We start from the raw sequence: 14,260 nt of genomic DNA on the forward strand, positions 1-14,260 counted from the left end.
CCCAATCCCGGGGAGCTTTTTTTAGCATCAGTCGGCGTAGTTCGGATCCGAGTTACTCCAGTAGAGCGCGGTGTGCATTTCGGCCCCATCGCCCTCGGTGAAGAAACTCAAGCCGTAGTTGCCCGGTTCGAGCCAGGTTTGCAAGCGTGGCCCATACTCCACCGAGGCGATCGCATTAATGCTACCGTCAGGCTCGAATCGCACGAGTTCGGTAATCGCGTTGTAGTCGGTGTAAGCGTTTAGATATGACCCTTCTTCGAGCGAAAACGTGAGGCGATCGACACTATCCCAGCCGCCCCCAATGGTCTCGCCGCCCAGGTTTTCGGTGATGTAGCTGGCTCCTAGATGATAGCTGGGATAGACATAGCCGTGAGTCCAGGTAGTGCCGGTCATCGAGTCAGTCTCCCAAGGTTTTTGCAGTCCCAGGTCCCAGGCATTTTCCCAGTCGTTGCCCATGTCCACTTGCGGATGTTCGGGATAGGGCCAGGGGGGTTCGCCGAGGATGGGGTCGTGGCTAGTTGGGGCGGTGGATTGGCTCTCAGTCGGCTCTGGTTCTTGCCCTGGGGGTTGGAGCAATGGTAACTCAATCAGTTCGGAAAGCTGTTTAATTGACCGAATCCGTAGTTGTGAAAAATCAGCCCCATCCCCGGTATCTAACGTAACAAACGTCAAGTTGCCATCTACAACTTTTACGGTCGAACTTTGCCAGTCACTCTGCCAGCGACTTGCGGAAACCTGCTCCGTCGCTACGCTGCGTTCGGCAAACAACTCCATTGCATCGCCATTCCAGAAGTAAGCTGCATCCCGGTCTAAGTCGTTCTCTGCTGTGTAGAACTGCCATTCGATTGCATATTCGCCATTTGGAACTGACCATTGAGCGAAGCTGCCTTCGGTGCCGTAGGCGGCCAGGGCTGCATAGTCGCCAGTGAGTTCGCGGCTGATGGTGCTGATGCTGCGATTATTCGTGGCTGTGCCGATTCGTAACTCGTTCGGTCTCGTCGAAAGCTGGGCGTAGCTGACATCTCCTAGGCTCCAACTCGGTGCGATCGCCACATTCACCGGAGTCACGGGATTGAACTGCAAATCCCCAATGCGTTCGATGGAGTTGATGATAGCTTCGGAACTGCCGCGAGAGTTGTCCGCATCGAGAATAGTCAACCCCAAGCTGTCGTAAGGGATATTGATATAGAACGTGGTCGGCTGAGTCTCGCGCCACACGGTTGAGCCTGTTCGTTGTTCGAGGGGGAGTTGGCTGAATCGGACGGTGCGTAACGAGCGCTCATCCCAGAATCCGGCAATGTCATCGTTCTCGTTGTCCCGGGTGGCTAGTTGGCCGGTGAAGCGGTAGAGTCCCGGTTCGAGGTTAGTCCAAAGTGCCGCCGAGCCTTCCACTGCACCGAATGGGTCAAGCAGTTGGTAGTCGTCATTGAGGAAGCGGCCAATGGAAGAGGCATTTCGGGACCCGGTGCCAGTGGAAAGGGTGAGCGTATCGTCTAGGGTAAGGGTTTCGGCCAAATAGAGCATGATTAACGCACAATTCTGAATGAATTTTCAGGTTTAATTTACACTAGAATGATTGAGTTATTTGGCAGTTTGTTCTAAATTTTTAAGTTTATAAATGAGTAAACTATTCACTGAACTAATCCCAAATTATTCTAACAAGTTTTATAGACTTGTTCAACGAATTAACAGAATAGTTTGTCAGGGGCAAGACTTGTCTAGGAATTAATCTAACTCATTCAATTTCGGTTGATACCCAACAAGCTAAAATGCTTAAAATTCTAAGATTAGATAAGTTTTATGCGAGGCTAAACTTATTTTCAACCTAGGGACTAGCAACAAGATTTTCTGTCAATTTAAGATTTACTTTATTATTGTCAATTTTAAAATGTAGTGTCAAAATGAACCAAAATAAAAGGGACTACTAAATTCAATAATGCAAACCACTTTAGAGCTAGAATTCCAGGCGGAACTCAACCAACGCGAGTTCCTTGAGAAAGTTTGCTATCGTCCCGATGAAAAAGAGCGAATCGTCGCGTCGTTGTTGGCCGGTCAGTCGTTGTTCGTGCTGGGGGAGGCCGGCAGTGGCAAGAGCGCATTGCTGGAGTTTGTAGCCAATGAGTTGCAAGACCAAGGCTTTCCGGTAGTGCGAATCAATCCCAGCACGGCCAAGCAAATCATGACCGAACTAGCGCAAGGTTTTGGGCTAGAGACCGAGAGTTTGGAAGGCAAGGCACTCACTACTTTGCAGTTACAACAATCGGTAGAACAGTTTCTCGCGCAGACCACTGGCTTTATCATTGTGGACAATTTGCCGAGAGTTTCGATTTCGGTGCGGCTGTGGCTTGAGAAACTGTACGACCGAGGTCAGCCGATTCTCGCAGCGGGCAAAATCAAGCCCGAGAAAGACTTGATTTTCAAGTTGGTGGCGCTTGAACTCGGGGCCATGCCACCTCTGTTCATCCGGCAAATCATGCTAGAAACGGCGAAGAAACTTGAGCTTGAAATTAGTCCCCATGAGTATGCTCGACTGCAACAAAGAACGGGCGGAAATCCAGCAATTGCTCAAAAAGTGATGCGCGAGTTTTTCCTAGGATTACCGCAAGCTCGACCCGCAGCACACCAAAATTATCGCGGTTGGGGCAAGTGGATTATCCTGCCTTTTTTGTTGTTGAGTTTGTTCCGGTATGCGGGCCGTGAGCCGGTCCAAATGCTTGGCGCTGCGAGTATGAGTACCCTCGTAATTACCCGCATTTTGTTTACCCCTAGCAAACGCAGACTCGGAGGGCATTACTGATGATGGGTTCTTCTCATGCGGTCCTGGGAATTGCGATCACCTCAGCGACTTTGCAAACGCTCCATCCAGTCTTGCTCGGGATTGCCGCCGCTGGTTCGTTGTTGCCGGATATCGATAGTAGTCAGTCGATCGCCGGACGCATCTTCTATCCGGTTTCGGCTGAGTTGCAGCGGCGCGGGGTCGTTCATCGCACGGTCACGCATAGTTGGTTGGCGATTTTGATAGTCTGCGTTCTGGCGGCTCCGATTTGGTGGCTCTGGTCCCAGGCAGCCTATGCGTTAGTGTTAGGGTTTTGTGCGGGAATTCTTGGGGATATGTTGACCAGCAATGGGGTCGAATTCTTCTGGCCTAGTACGGCGCGCGACGTGCTCATCGACCATCCCCGGCTCCGGTTCGCAACGGGCAGTTTGAATGAGTTTTTCGTGACTGTCGCCATCACTGCCGCTGCGGTCGCTATCTTCAACCTAGTCAGCGCCGGTGGCTTGCTCCGAGCAATTGGGCAGTGGTCGGGTTCCCCCAGTGCAGCGATCGACTTCTACAACCGCAACTATGCCGAGTTTGTGATAGAAGCGCAAGTTACCGGCTGGACGAGTGCGGCTCGGGTTCCGGTGAATCAGCAGTTTCGGGTGTTGCGGCTTGAAGGGGCCACATTCATCCTGCAAGACCCCCAAGGCTTTCTGCATCGTGCGTCTCAGTCGGACGCCGGAGAAATTCTCATTGACAAAATCCGCACCCATCGCGGCAAACCTGTCACCACCGAAATTCGTACTCTGCAACTCAATGACCAGCCCATTCTGACAACCCTAGCTAAGTTGCCCCTCAGCGAGGAAGTTTACGTTAGTGGCACGTTGACAACCGATGACCCGACGGAGTTGCAGTTTCCGAAATCAACCGACTGGTTTTGGCCGGTGGTGGCAACTGGGACCGGAGTCAGCCTTCATGCGGCGCGACTTGAACAATTGCAACCGCTAGGCAGCCGCTACGGAACAGGAACACTCACAGTCATGATAGTCAACGGGAGATAGCTCACAATGTTTACCAACAAAGCACCGTTACCCCAGGCTAAACTCAAGCCACCCGCGCAGGAGCCAACCCCAACGAAAACTCCCCAGGAACGGGGCGTGCTAGTGGGCCATGACTCGCAGAACAAACCAATCCACTGGAACCCGTTTGCGTTACCAAACGGCCATATCACGGGCATCGGGGCATCGGGTATGGGCAAGACTCAGACGCTCAAGGCCCTCGTACATAGTTTGCTAGAAACCTATTCTGACCTGCGAATTGTGATGACGGATTTGCACGGGGACTTGCACATACCCGGTGAGACCTGCTACGAACTAAGTCGGACCAGCCCCGATGGAATCAACTTGCTGGCGATCGACCTCGACCCGGCAGGTGGTGGGCCAAAGATTCAGATGCAGGCGATCGCGAATTTGCTCGAAAAACAATACAAACTCGGGACCAGCCAGAAGTCAACGCTCAAGGATGTCATCCGCCACTGCTACGCCCAAGCGGGAATTTTCGACAAGCATCATGAGACTTGGCAGAACCAACCGCCGACATTTGCCCAAGTGGAAGCCGAACTCGAACAGCGCATCCAAGAAGCGGAATCCGCCAAGGAACGTAATACGCTGAATGCTCTGCATGACAAGCTCAGTGACGTTTTCACCTACGGAATTTTCTCGAAACCTCAGCCGGACATTTTCTCACCGCGACTGGTGAGAATTGATTTGTCTGCGTTGGCGAAAGTGGACGGGTTGCAACTGGTGGCGGTCAACTCCATCGCCAAACAACTGCTTGACCATCATCGGTTGCTCGGAGAAAATTCCGAAAAACGCTATCTGATGGTAGACGAATCTCGCGCTTTGGCTGGCTCACAGCAAGCGGATGACATTTTGCGAGACGGTCGCAAGTTCGGGTTGTCGCTTGGACTCTTCTCACAAATGATAGAAGACCTCAGCCCTGCTGCCATTAGCAATGCCAGCAGCTTGCTCGTGTTGGGCGTGACCCCATCGGATTTGTCGAAAGTCAGCCGTAAGTTTAGGTTTGCTGAACCCAAAATTGCCGCACTCAAACCCCTCGAAGTATTGTGCCGGTTCGGTCGAGAATCCCATCACGTTGCCGTGATTCCCTACTTTAAACGAGTTGAAACCCAAGCGGAGTAACAAGATGAAGCGATTTTATCAGTGGGCAGTCGCATCCATTCTCGCCTTCAATTTCGGATGCAGCACCCAAACGAACCAACCCGAATACAATCCCCCGCCAGTGCCAGCGGTCAGTCCAGAAACTTCCACGATTCAACCCGAGCCGGACGATCTACCATCGAGTACCCCGCGCAAAGTGGATGTGACTGTTTCCCTGAGCGACCCCGAAGACTTGAAGGTGAAACCGGGAGACCAACTCGAAAAAGGCGAAGTCATCTCGGATATGACCCGCCGCCGGACTCAACTTGAACGGACCAAGAAACAGCTTGATTTGAGTCTCGAACAACTCAACCTGCCGATTCCCGAACCCTTGCCCGTGGTCGATGTCGAGTTGCCGCCCCCCGATTTGACAATGGAAACCGAGGCCATCAAACAGGCACAATTGGCACTACAACAGGCACAGGAGTCGGTTGAGTTCCAAAAAGCCAAACTAGAAGCCACTCGGCGGTTCAAACTACCTGAAATGAACGCCATCGACCAGGCCCAGGGCTACACCGAACTTTTGCAGTTGGAACAGAACCAGCAGAGTGCAGCCCTGACAATTATGCAATCGGTGGCCGCCCGTCAAGCGAAGCAGCGAGATTACCAGTATCTGCAATATCAACAAGCCCTGGAACAGCAACGCAACCTGATGGCTTACCAACGCGATGTCAGCAACTTTGTCGTGAATGTCCAGCGCGTGGGAGTCAGCCGCAATCAACTCTTGACCCGGCTTGATGAGGTGGAAACCGAACTCGAACAAGCCTCGGTGTTCTCGCCTTATGCCGGAGTCGTGCGGCGCGTGGATGTCGAACGGCAAAGTAATGACACGCTCCAGGCGCGGTTGGTCTTGGATGTCGAGCAATAATGAAGATTCGACTCTGGCGATTGAACTGGATTGTCCCGTTCGGTTTGTTGTTGTTGGCGGGCTACCTCAATTCGACCAATCAGGTTCAGGTGCGATCGCCTAGTTTGCCCGGTCTATCCCCTCCGAGTCCTGTCCCATCCCAGCTTGGCAATTCGCAACATTTGCCCTATGGAAAACCATTGGGGACACCGGGGGACAATGATGTGCTGTGCCGTCCGATTTACTGCTTGAGCAACAACGGCAGCACCAAGATGGCAGACTGGGTGGCGTATCGGTTGACAGCGGATTCTATCACCGGCGATGACGAGCAATCTCGCGAATGGATGCCCGACCCCGACTTGCCCCCGCACAAAACCTTGCGTCCGAGTGACTATCGGGGTGTGGGTGCTTTGGGCTATGACCGGGGCCATCAGATGCCGTTGGCTTCGGCTCGGGGGGGAGACTGGGAACTGACCAATATGCTCTCGAACATCACACCGCAACGGGCTGACCTGAACCGGGGAGCTTGGTTGCAACTGGAGCGGGCTGAACGTCAAATGGCGCGACGGGTTGGGACGCTCTACGTTATCACCGGCACACTCTACGAACGCCCCATGCCACCGTTGCCCCACAGTAGCCAGCCTCACCGGGTTCCTTCGGGTTACTGGAAAGTGCTGTGGGATGGGGCGAGGATGTACGCTTTCATCTTGGACCAGGACGTTCCCCGAGACTTTGACTACCGCGACGGATTGACGAGTGTCGCTGAAATCGAACGGCGCACGGGGCTAGACTTGTTTCCACGGATGGAGCAAAATCGGCAGCAACAACTAGAGCAACAGCAGAATTTGCCATGAACGATATCCAGCAAGCAATCCATTTTATCAAGCAGCATCAAGTCGAAATCGCTGCATTTTCGTGGTCGTGCTTTTGTCAAGATGGAGCCGGAGCGGTCGATATTACGATTTTGCCCGGTCGGTTACAGTTTGAGTGGCTGAGTGCGGATGAAGCTGATCGCAAAATTGCCGAACTCATTTCTCGGTGTAATTTCCAGAGTGAAGCCATTGCGGTTTTTGCCGATCGCACTGCGGTGAAGTTCACTCCCTCGATGCCGCCCGCAAACTGTTGGGATGCGATCGCCACTCGCTCCCAGGAATTTGTGCGGCGCGCTCCTAAAGGGTTTCAGTGGTAGTCTGGTAAGTCTGTCTGTAGCGAGTCAATCTGAAACTAGAGAAAAAAACTTTCTTATTCATCACTAGCGCTCCGCTTTCTACTGAGCATCAGCAGGGAAAGTTGACGGGTTCTATATGAATCAAAACTTTACTTTTCCGGGCAGTGCGATGGGTAAAACTAGCTTCTGATTGGTATAGAGTTGGAATAGCTCAAAAAAGCCAGATGGGATAAATCTATGCACGGGTGGCGAAACTTTCTAATCGGTCTTGGGTTATTCAGTTTAGGATATTGCATGGGTCCGGGTCAGTACAGATCAACTAGGTGGCAAACCCAAAACTCTTTCCCAGTCGTCATTCAGCAACCCCCTCGCACTCAACAACCCCCTAGGAATACTGCTCCAACTTCTAACCGCAACCTGATTCGTACCGGCTGGGCTAGGTTTCAGCCAGAGGGAGGCAATTTTACTGTGGCGATACCGGATGTTCCGATTTACCATACTTATACTGACTTGGGAATTACAAGATTTGATGCCACCACGGGTACTGATAAATATTTAATTACTTATAAAGACTCTGACTTTGAATCTTCATTAGCTGATAAAAAAAGTATGCTTCAATCCGGAGCAGCTAATGCACAAATACCCGATTACAAAATCGTTGCAACACGCCAGTTTGCTTTAGGCGGTCATCCAGGAATAGAAATTATTTATGAGCCTATAATTCCTGGCCTCCCTTCAGCCATTTCTCGATTGATGATTGTGGGAAACCGGAACTTCACGATAATTGCTTTTGCCCCCCTGGATTATATCCAGTTCTTTTTAACGTCTTTCCAACCTTACTTTTAGGATTAAATTAAATTAATTTAATCATTCAAATTCAAACGATAACTGACCTGGCGTGATGTTCGACTGTTGCCGGATGTGACAAGCCAGGTGGCAGGTTGTGCAAAGGGCAATCAGATTTTCGGGGCGGTTGTCCTCGGGTGTCCGGTTATGGTGATGAACTGTCAGGGTAATTTTGGTCCGTTCGGATTTGGTCAGACCCGTGATGTCGTCATCAGGACGCAAACATTGGCGGCTGCATTTGGCACAGCGCCATCCGGCTTGTTCTTTAATAGTGAGCGCGATTTGTTGCCAGTCTTTGGAATATCGGCTTGACATTTTTGGCTGTTGGGGAGCCTGTATTTTTTTATTTTATTCCAAGGCTTTCAGATTGCCAATCATCAACATAAAATGGGTTTAGGTTGAGGGCTATTCATCTTTAATCGAATCAGGATTTGCTCCCATAAATCCAACTTTGACTCCAGCCGATTTGAAGAGTTTCATCGCTCGACTGTGCATATAAGCTAGGAGAGCTAGAGCGAGGATGGGAATAAATACACTCAAAACAATTAGAACCAGTAATACCCCAGGAAACTTAAGGCTTGTTCCTAAATTATACAAAACATAAAATTGAAAAATACCCACTCCAATAAGTACAAAGAAAGCAATGATTTGGGTCGAAGGAGAAGAAGCTGATAAGACCAGGAGTACATTCACCCCAATACTAGCTAAAATAGCCCAAGAAACCAATCGGTAATATTTAGCGACTCTTCTAAGCTCCGACCGATTAAACGATGAACTCATAAATTTTTGGGGTTTTTTAGAAAAGTTTTCAACACTCTTAGCCATTTTCAAGAAAAAATACGCATTGTTTTTGCTGGAATTAGGCTAAAAATGTACGGTCTGGATATCCTATCACCTACCCGATAAAATAAGTGACAACTTAATCATTTTTTAAAGATGAGGGGGAAGGGTTCGAGTTAAGCCGATCGCCACCCCAGACCAGAACCCACTCAAGACAATCAAATCAACTTGCAGCCCGCTTGCCTCCCAAGACTTCCCACTCAACCGCACTCAAAACCTTGGGAGCCATCCCGTTCAAGTCCCGCAGAACTGTCTCAACCTTCGGGAATCTGAAATACTCGGTCAGAGTGCCGATTGGGAAATTAAACCGCTGGTAACGGTGCTTGAAATAGAGTTCAACGTTGCCTCTATGTTGCCACAATCCGAGCAAGTTGACCTCGGCTTCTGAAAAATGCGATCGCATATCCCGTCCCACTTCCTTGATTCTCTGTTCAATCGGTCGGGTGGTAATCCCGACTTTATGGAAGGTTTCCCCGTCGGCTCGAACCTCCAGGAAATAGAGCGAGTTCAAGAGAATCCGCCTCAACTGCACCCGGTAGATTTCCAAGTCCGCTCGCCGCTCATCCATTGCCGATAATCCAGCGGCGATCGCAACATTCGCAGAGCGTTCCAGTTTGTCCAGTTCTGAGAGTAACATCGGCTCCTGAACTTGATTAAACTGACCCAGTGGCAAAGCTCCCACGGGAATTCTGCCGAGGTTGGTGAATTGGTAGCAGTGGCGATCGCCTATCATCAGCCCTTTAAGAATCCAGCGAAACTCGGTTAAATCTTTGGGAATCGGTCGCTGTTCTCTGCCGTACTCGCGCCACAAGACTTTCAAGCGTTCCAGTTCCTCGCCCTTGAGTTGGATTAAGAAATTGTCATACAGGGGAAGTGACGGGAACGCCCGGTTCTTGATTCTGTGAACCACGGGCTGGCAAGTCTCGCCGGTGTGAGCGAAATGATGCTGTTTGACCGTTCCTTTCCGAGCCGTCAGGAGGCCGCCGCAGTAGAGACAGGTGAGTTTTGTTTTCCCCCGCACAGCTTCATCCACCGGCACCAACTCACCGGCGGGAGAAATGCCAAATTTTAACCACATGATTGCAACCTCTAAAACGTCAAGATTTCTTAACCTTTGCTTTAGAAGGCTAACCCGTCCGGATGGGTTCCGCACCAACCGCACCGACACCCACGCTGAACTGCTCAAGTTAGTGGCCGACGAACCCAAGGCTGATGCTCAACTGCGGGCCGATGCTACAGTGGGTCTGCCTCAGCAATGGCGGTGCACCATCTAGCAGCGGCTGTCATCGCAAGTACGCGATCGCCTCGGTGAAATTTGCAAGAGGCTCTAGCCCGTTAATGATTGGAAGACTAGCACATGATTCTGAGAGCCTTGCTAATATTTAACAAATGCTTGAGCTAAACTATCTCAAGTGCTATAATTAATTTATCTTATTCACTTCGCACACCGTATGGATTACACCCTGGCTCAAGGCAAAGAGGCTCACAAATTTGGAGTCAAGATGGCTCAAAAATCTCACTGGTTTGAAAAACTCAACCGAGCCTATCCCAAAGTCAAGGGTTATCAGCCGTTTTCTGCCCTTGCCAAAAATTTAGCCTACAACCTGCTGGCCGTCGAGATGGGCCTGATTGAAGGTGAGTTGACAATCAAGAATATTGTGACTGATTTTGCCTGGAGTGCGATTATCGTTTCAGCTTGGACCTTGGCTCACAACGAGTTTCCAGTCTGGTGGCTGGATAAAAATTTGTTCGCTGCGTTTGAGGAGTCGGACATTCCCAAGGCGATCGCCGATTTGCAGCAGGTCGCTCCATTCGGGATTATCATGCTGCCCGAGGGGATTCGCAACCCAAACGGAGAATATTGCGATTGGGTGTTTTTCCAGTTCTTGCCCGAGGGTTCCGCCTTGCCGGTGATGCAGTTTGGGTCGCACATTATTCCGTCTGTGCCGACCGATTGCGACAAACTTCGTTGGGTCACGACTCTTAGAAACGGGACGGGCTATGCGAGTACGATTGACAGCAACCAAGACCTTGACCTAGAACAACAGTTCCAGAAGCGTATCGAACGGATTGTCCTGCAAACACTCTTGTACCTGCAAACTAGACCGGACGACCTGACCCCGCCACCCCCAACAGCCATCTCCACCAAAGGTCAAGGGTTTTCGAGTGGCAACTCCAAATCGGAGCGCTTTAGCCCGTTGATTATCGGCCAGAAGTTCCAGCCTAAGACCGAACGAGTCCCGGGTACGGCGCACTCAAGCCACGCAACTCCCCGGACTCATTGGCGTAGGGGACATTGGCGCAGGGTGGCAATTGGCGAGGGACGGCAGCAGCGGGAGTGGCGGTGGATTCAGCCGGTGTTAGTGAATGGTTGATTCTCTAGGAAACTAACTTAAATTGGGTCAAACGTAGACTCATTTAGTTCGGGCAATGTTATACTATTTGCAAACATAAAATTTTGCTATGGATGATAACCAGATTCAAGGGACAGTCACGGGAATTACCTTCTCTAATCCCGATGATGGCTACACAATTGCCCAACTCACTACCGCCGAAACTGGTACAATTACGGTCATTTTTAACCTCACGGTCAAGAAAGGGCAAAAACTCATCGTAACCGGATTCTGGAAAAATCATCCCCGCTACGGCCAGCAATTTCAAGCCCAAACTTGGGAGGAAGAAAAGCCCACCACCCTGCTCGGAATTGAACGCTACTTAGGCGATGGACAGATTCCCGGAATTGGTCCAGGACTAGCTAAAAAGATTGTGGCTTATTTTGGCGAACAGACCCTCGATATTATCGAACATCAAGTCGAACGCATCACGGAAGTTCCGGGCATTGGCAAGAAGAAAGCCGCCCAAATCCAAGCAGTCTGGCGGGAGCAGAAGACGATTCGCGATATTATGGTGTTTCTGCGCGGCCATGACATCAGTCCGGTCTATGCCTCCAAAATCCTCAAGAAGTATGGCGATGATGCTCTTAAAATTGTCGTCCAAAATCCGTACAGGTTAGTCGAAATTCACGGGATTGGATTTCGTAAAGCCGACGAAATTGCTCGTAATCTGGGGATGCCATTTGATAGTGTGTTACGGTATCAAGCGGGACTAATCTACAGTTTGGAAGAAGCGGCTAAAGAGGGTCATTGTTTTCTGCCCGAGCCGAATTTACTTAAGAAAGCTGCCGAAATTTTGACCGTGGATAAATTTTGTCCACCCCAACCGCAATTGTATCAAGCAGCCCTGCAATTGTTAGCTCAAGAAAAACTAACAATAGAACCAGTGCAAGGCAACATTCTCTGGTATCAACCGGCCCTCCATACTTGCGAGAAAAATCTAGCCGACTATCTGTTGATGTTACTCGCAAAACCCGTCAGCACTGAGCGCACCCGCTTGACTCTGCCCGGACTTACCTCACAACAGCAAGCCGCTGTCGAAATGGCCGCCACCTGTCGAGTCGGAATCCTCACTGGCGGACCCGGCACCGGCAAGACGTTCACCACGCAAACTATCGTCAACCTCTGGCAACAACAAGGTAAAAAAATCGCCCTGGCTTCTCCCACGGGCCGCGCTGCCAAGCGACTCAGTGAGATGACTGGGATGCCCGCAAAAACAATCCACCGCTTATTAGAATTTGGCATCGGCGGGTTCAACCGCAACCGCCAGAACCCGCTTAATGTGGATGCCATCATTATCGATGAAGCCTCAATGATGGATTTGCCCTTGGCTTATGCTCTAGTTAGGGCCATCCCTCCATCGGCCCAACTCTTGTTAGTGGGCGATTCGGACCAGTTGCCCTCGGTCGGTCCCGGTCGCGTCCTGAACGACTTGATTAATTCGGGTCAAATTCCAGTGGTGCGACTCACCGAAATTTTTCGGCAGGCCGCAGGGAGTGCCATTATCATCAACGCCCACCGTATCAACCAGAAACATCCGCCCAACCTAGAACCCTTTTCAAGTAGCCCCCGCACTGACTGCCTCTGGTTGAGCGCCCCAGCCTCCCAAGTCGGTTGCCAGCACATTAAACAGCTTCTTGTCGAATTCCTTCCCGCTCAAGACTGGGACCCGGTTGCCGATGTTCAGATTCTTTGTCCTGGGCGTAAAAACGAGATGGGCACCAACAACCTCAATAGAATGGTCCAGCACCTACTCAACCCCTGCGACCCGACCCGGCCCGAAATCACCAGCCCGTTTGGCGTGTTGTTCCGCACCGGCGATCGCATCATCCAAACGGTCAACGATTACGAGAAAGAAGTGTTCAATGGCGATTTGGGCATGGTCGAATCCGTGGAACTAGAAGAAGGCCGCAAAAAACTGATAGCCAGCTTTGATGGTCGGTTAGTCACCTACGAGCAATCCGAACTCGCCGAACTTGCCCTCGCCTATGCAATCACCATCCACAAAAGCCAAGGCAGCGAGTATCCCGTGGTGATTCTACCGCTGTACACCCAGCACTACATTTTGCTCAACAAGAATTTGCTCTACACCGGGCTGACTCGGGCGCGCAAGTTGGCAATCCTAGTTGGACAAGAAAAAGCCCTGGCGCTGGCAGTCCAGAACGTGCAGGAAAACCAGCGTTACACTTTGCTGAATCAACGAGTGAATTTCTAATAACCAACTGCTAATCTTCCTTACTTCATTCAATGCCAAAACTTCGCCAACCTCAAGGCTGCTATCACGACCAACCCCAAACAGAACTGGTCCGGTAGCTGGCAGTTGGGGTGAGTTGCGGCGGGGTGGCGATCACTTTCAACTTGGACTACTTCCCGGGTCATTCGATGCAATTCGTACCTAAAGGCTGTTCCCAGATTGAAACTCGACCCTGACCGTGACAGCAGCTAAAAACTGAAAAGGGTTACAGTTTGTCTGTGGCGATAAGCCCACGGCATAGCTGATGCTTACCGCATCTTTACATTTCTGAGGATCAACAAAACCTGCTCATGGTGAAGACATTCTGCATAATTTCCCCAAGTCATGTTCGCCAATGCATTGTTTACGAATACCTCGATCGAATGTGAATCCAAACTCTACTCCCAACGGGCGACTAAATCTCGGGCAGCTTGTCGGTGTTGTTGGACTAATTCAGGAGGAGATAAAACAATCGCATTGTTCATGTAGCGATAGACCCAAAGCAGAAACTCTTTAAAAGAGCGCCGGGGTAATGGCACAATGTAATCGATATACTCAATTTGGCCGGTCTCATTTTTGGGACCGAGTTTAAGTTTTTGTTGGCGATGGCGGCAGTCCCCTTCTCGGATAAACTCCATCACGGGACTGAAAAATCTGACCTTGACAGGTTCTAGCTTCACAGTCCCGGCTAACTCCGCTGCTTGTTCTTCAAGTTCACCTAAATATAATCCCCAGCCATTTTGCAAGAGTCGATGGGCATTTTTCAGACTTTGGAATTGACATTCGAGGGTACGTTGCGGGGTAAGCAACTGGCAATAGTCGCCAAAACGGTCAACTCGCCCGATCGCCAGATGGCCGGTCTCATAATATTCATAAATTAGTGCGATTCGTTCACGCGAAAAGCGGAGGGTAATGCCCGAAGTGTGCGCGTGGTAATGGTCTCGGCAGACGCC

At 50.7% G+C, this 14,260-nt stretch carries 15 protein-coding genes; 10 read left to right on the forward strand and 5 right to left on the reverse strand.

Annotated elements, in window-relative coordinates:
• Positions 1-27 precede the first annotated feature (27 nt).
• Entirely contained in the window at positions 28-1,524 is a 1,497-nt protein-coding gene (locus NG796_RS24710) for a hypothetical protein (RefSeq protein WP_261209980.1), read from the reverse strand.
• A gap of 412 nt (positions 1,525-1,936) precedes the next feature.
• Between NG796_RS24710 and NG796_RS24715 the strand changes: the two genes are divergently transcribed.
• The 7 genes from NG796_RS24715 (at position 1,937) to NG796_RS24745 (ending at position 7,841) form a co-directional block, all read left to right on the forward strand.
• Complete coding sequence (locus NG796_RS24715; protein ID WP_261209982.1) at positions 1,937-2,797, forward strand: ATP-binding protein; 861 nt, start codon at positions 1,937-1,939, stop codon at positions 2,795-2,797.
• Entirely contained in the window at positions 2,797-3,822 is a 1,026-nt protein-coding gene (locus NG796_RS24720) for a metal-dependent hydrolase (RefSeq protein ID WP_261209984.1), read from the forward strand. The genes NG796_RS24715 and NG796_RS24720 overlap by 1 nt, the downstream gene beginning before the upstream one ends.
• Positions 3,823-3,828: 6 nt before the next feature.
• The gene (locus tag NG796_RS24725) at positions 3,829-4,962 is read left to right on the forward strand and encodes an ATP-binding protein (protein ID WP_261209986.1); all 1,134 of its coding nucleotides are present in this window, start codon (positions 3,829-3,831) and stop codon (positions 4,960-4,962) included.
• A gap of 4 nt (positions 4,963-4,966) precedes the next feature.
• A complete protein-coding gene (locus NG796_RS24730) occupies positions 4,967-5,848 on the forward strand; it encodes a hypothetical protein (RefSeq protein WP_261209988.1) in 882 nt (293 codons plus the stop codon).
• Complete coding sequence (locus NG796_RS24735; protein WP_261209989.1) at positions 5,848-6,681, forward strand: DNA/RNA non-specific endonuclease; 834 nt, start codon at positions 5,848-5,850, stop codon at positions 6,679-6,681. Before NG796_RS24730 ends, NG796_RS24735 begins: the two co-directional genes overlap by 1 nt.
• Positions 6,678-7,016 (forward strand): hypothetical protein, encoded by a 339-nt coding sequence (locus NG796_RS24740; protein ID WP_261209991.1) that lies wholly within the window; start codon positions 6,678-6,680, stop codon positions 7,014-7,016. The genes NG796_RS24735 and NG796_RS24740 overlap by 4 nt, the downstream gene beginning before the upstream one ends.
• Before the next feature lie 447 nt (positions 7,017-7,463).
• Positions 7,464-7,841, forward strand: coding sequence for a hypothetical protein (locus tag NG796_RS24745; protein WP_261209993.1), 378 nt, complete (start codon positions 7,464-7,466; stop codon positions 7,839-7,841).
• 21 nt (positions 7,842-7,862) lie between these two features.
• Here NG796_RS24745 and NG796_RS24750 read toward each other — a convergent pair whose 3' ends face one another.
• From NG796_RS24750 to NG796_RS24760, 3 genes are all read right to left on the reverse strand, one after another.
• The gene (locus tag NG796_RS24750) at positions 7,863-8,156 is read right to left on the reverse strand and encodes an HNH endonuclease (protein ID WP_261209995.1); all 294 of its coding nucleotides are present in this window, start codon (positions 8,154-8,156) and stop codon (positions 7,863-7,865) included.
• Between the two features lie 90 nt (positions 8,157-8,246).
• Positions 8,247-8,666, reverse strand: a complete 420-nt coding sequence (locus NG796_RS24755) for a hypothetical protein (RefSeq protein ID WP_261209997.1) — start codon at positions 8,664-8,666, stop codon at positions 8,247-8,249.
• A 178-nt stretch (positions 8,667-8,844) separates the two neighbouring features.
• Positions 8,845-9,759, reverse strand: a complete 915-nt coding sequence (locus NG796_RS24760) for a GIY-YIG nuclease family protein (RefSeq protein ID WP_261210000.1) — start codon at positions 9,757-9,759, stop codon at positions 8,845-8,847.
• Between NG796_RS24760 and NG796_RS24765 the strand changes: the two genes are divergently transcribed.
• From NG796_RS24765 to NG796_RS24775, 3 genes are all read left to right on the forward strand, one after another.
• On the forward strand, positions 9,740-9,955 hold the full coding sequence (locus tag NG796_RS24765; protein ID WP_261210002.1) for a hypothetical protein: 216 nt from the start codon (positions 9,740-9,742) through the stop codon (positions 9,953-9,955). The genes NG796_RS24760 and NG796_RS24765 overlap by 20 nt on opposite strands.
• A 228-nt stretch (positions 9,956-10,183) precedes the next feature.
• Positions 10,184-11,056: a hypothetical protein gene (locus NG796_RS24770; RefSeq protein ID WP_261210004.1), complete on the forward strand. Its 873-nt coding sequence runs from the start codon at positions 10,184-10,186 to the stop codon at positions 11,054-11,056.
• 88 nt (positions 11,057-11,144) lie between these two features.
• Complete coding sequence (locus NG796_RS24775) at positions 11,145-13,289, forward strand: ATP-dependent RecD-like DNA helicase (protein WP_261210006.1); 2,145 nt, start codon at positions 11,145-11,147, stop codon at positions 13,287-13,289.
• A 416-nt stretch (positions 13,290-13,705) separates the two neighbouring features.
• Here the strand turns inward: NG796_RS24775 and NG796_RS24780 are convergent.
• A partial coding sequence (locus tag NG796_RS24780) for a WYL domain-containing protein (RefSeq protein WP_261210008.1) occupies positions 13,706-14,260 on the reverse strand: 555 nt, incomplete at its 5' end.

This window comes from Laspinema sp. D2d (assembly GCF_025370755.1).
GTDB lineage: Bacteria > Cyanobacteriota > Cyanobacteriia > Cyanobacteriales > Laspinemataceae > Laspinema.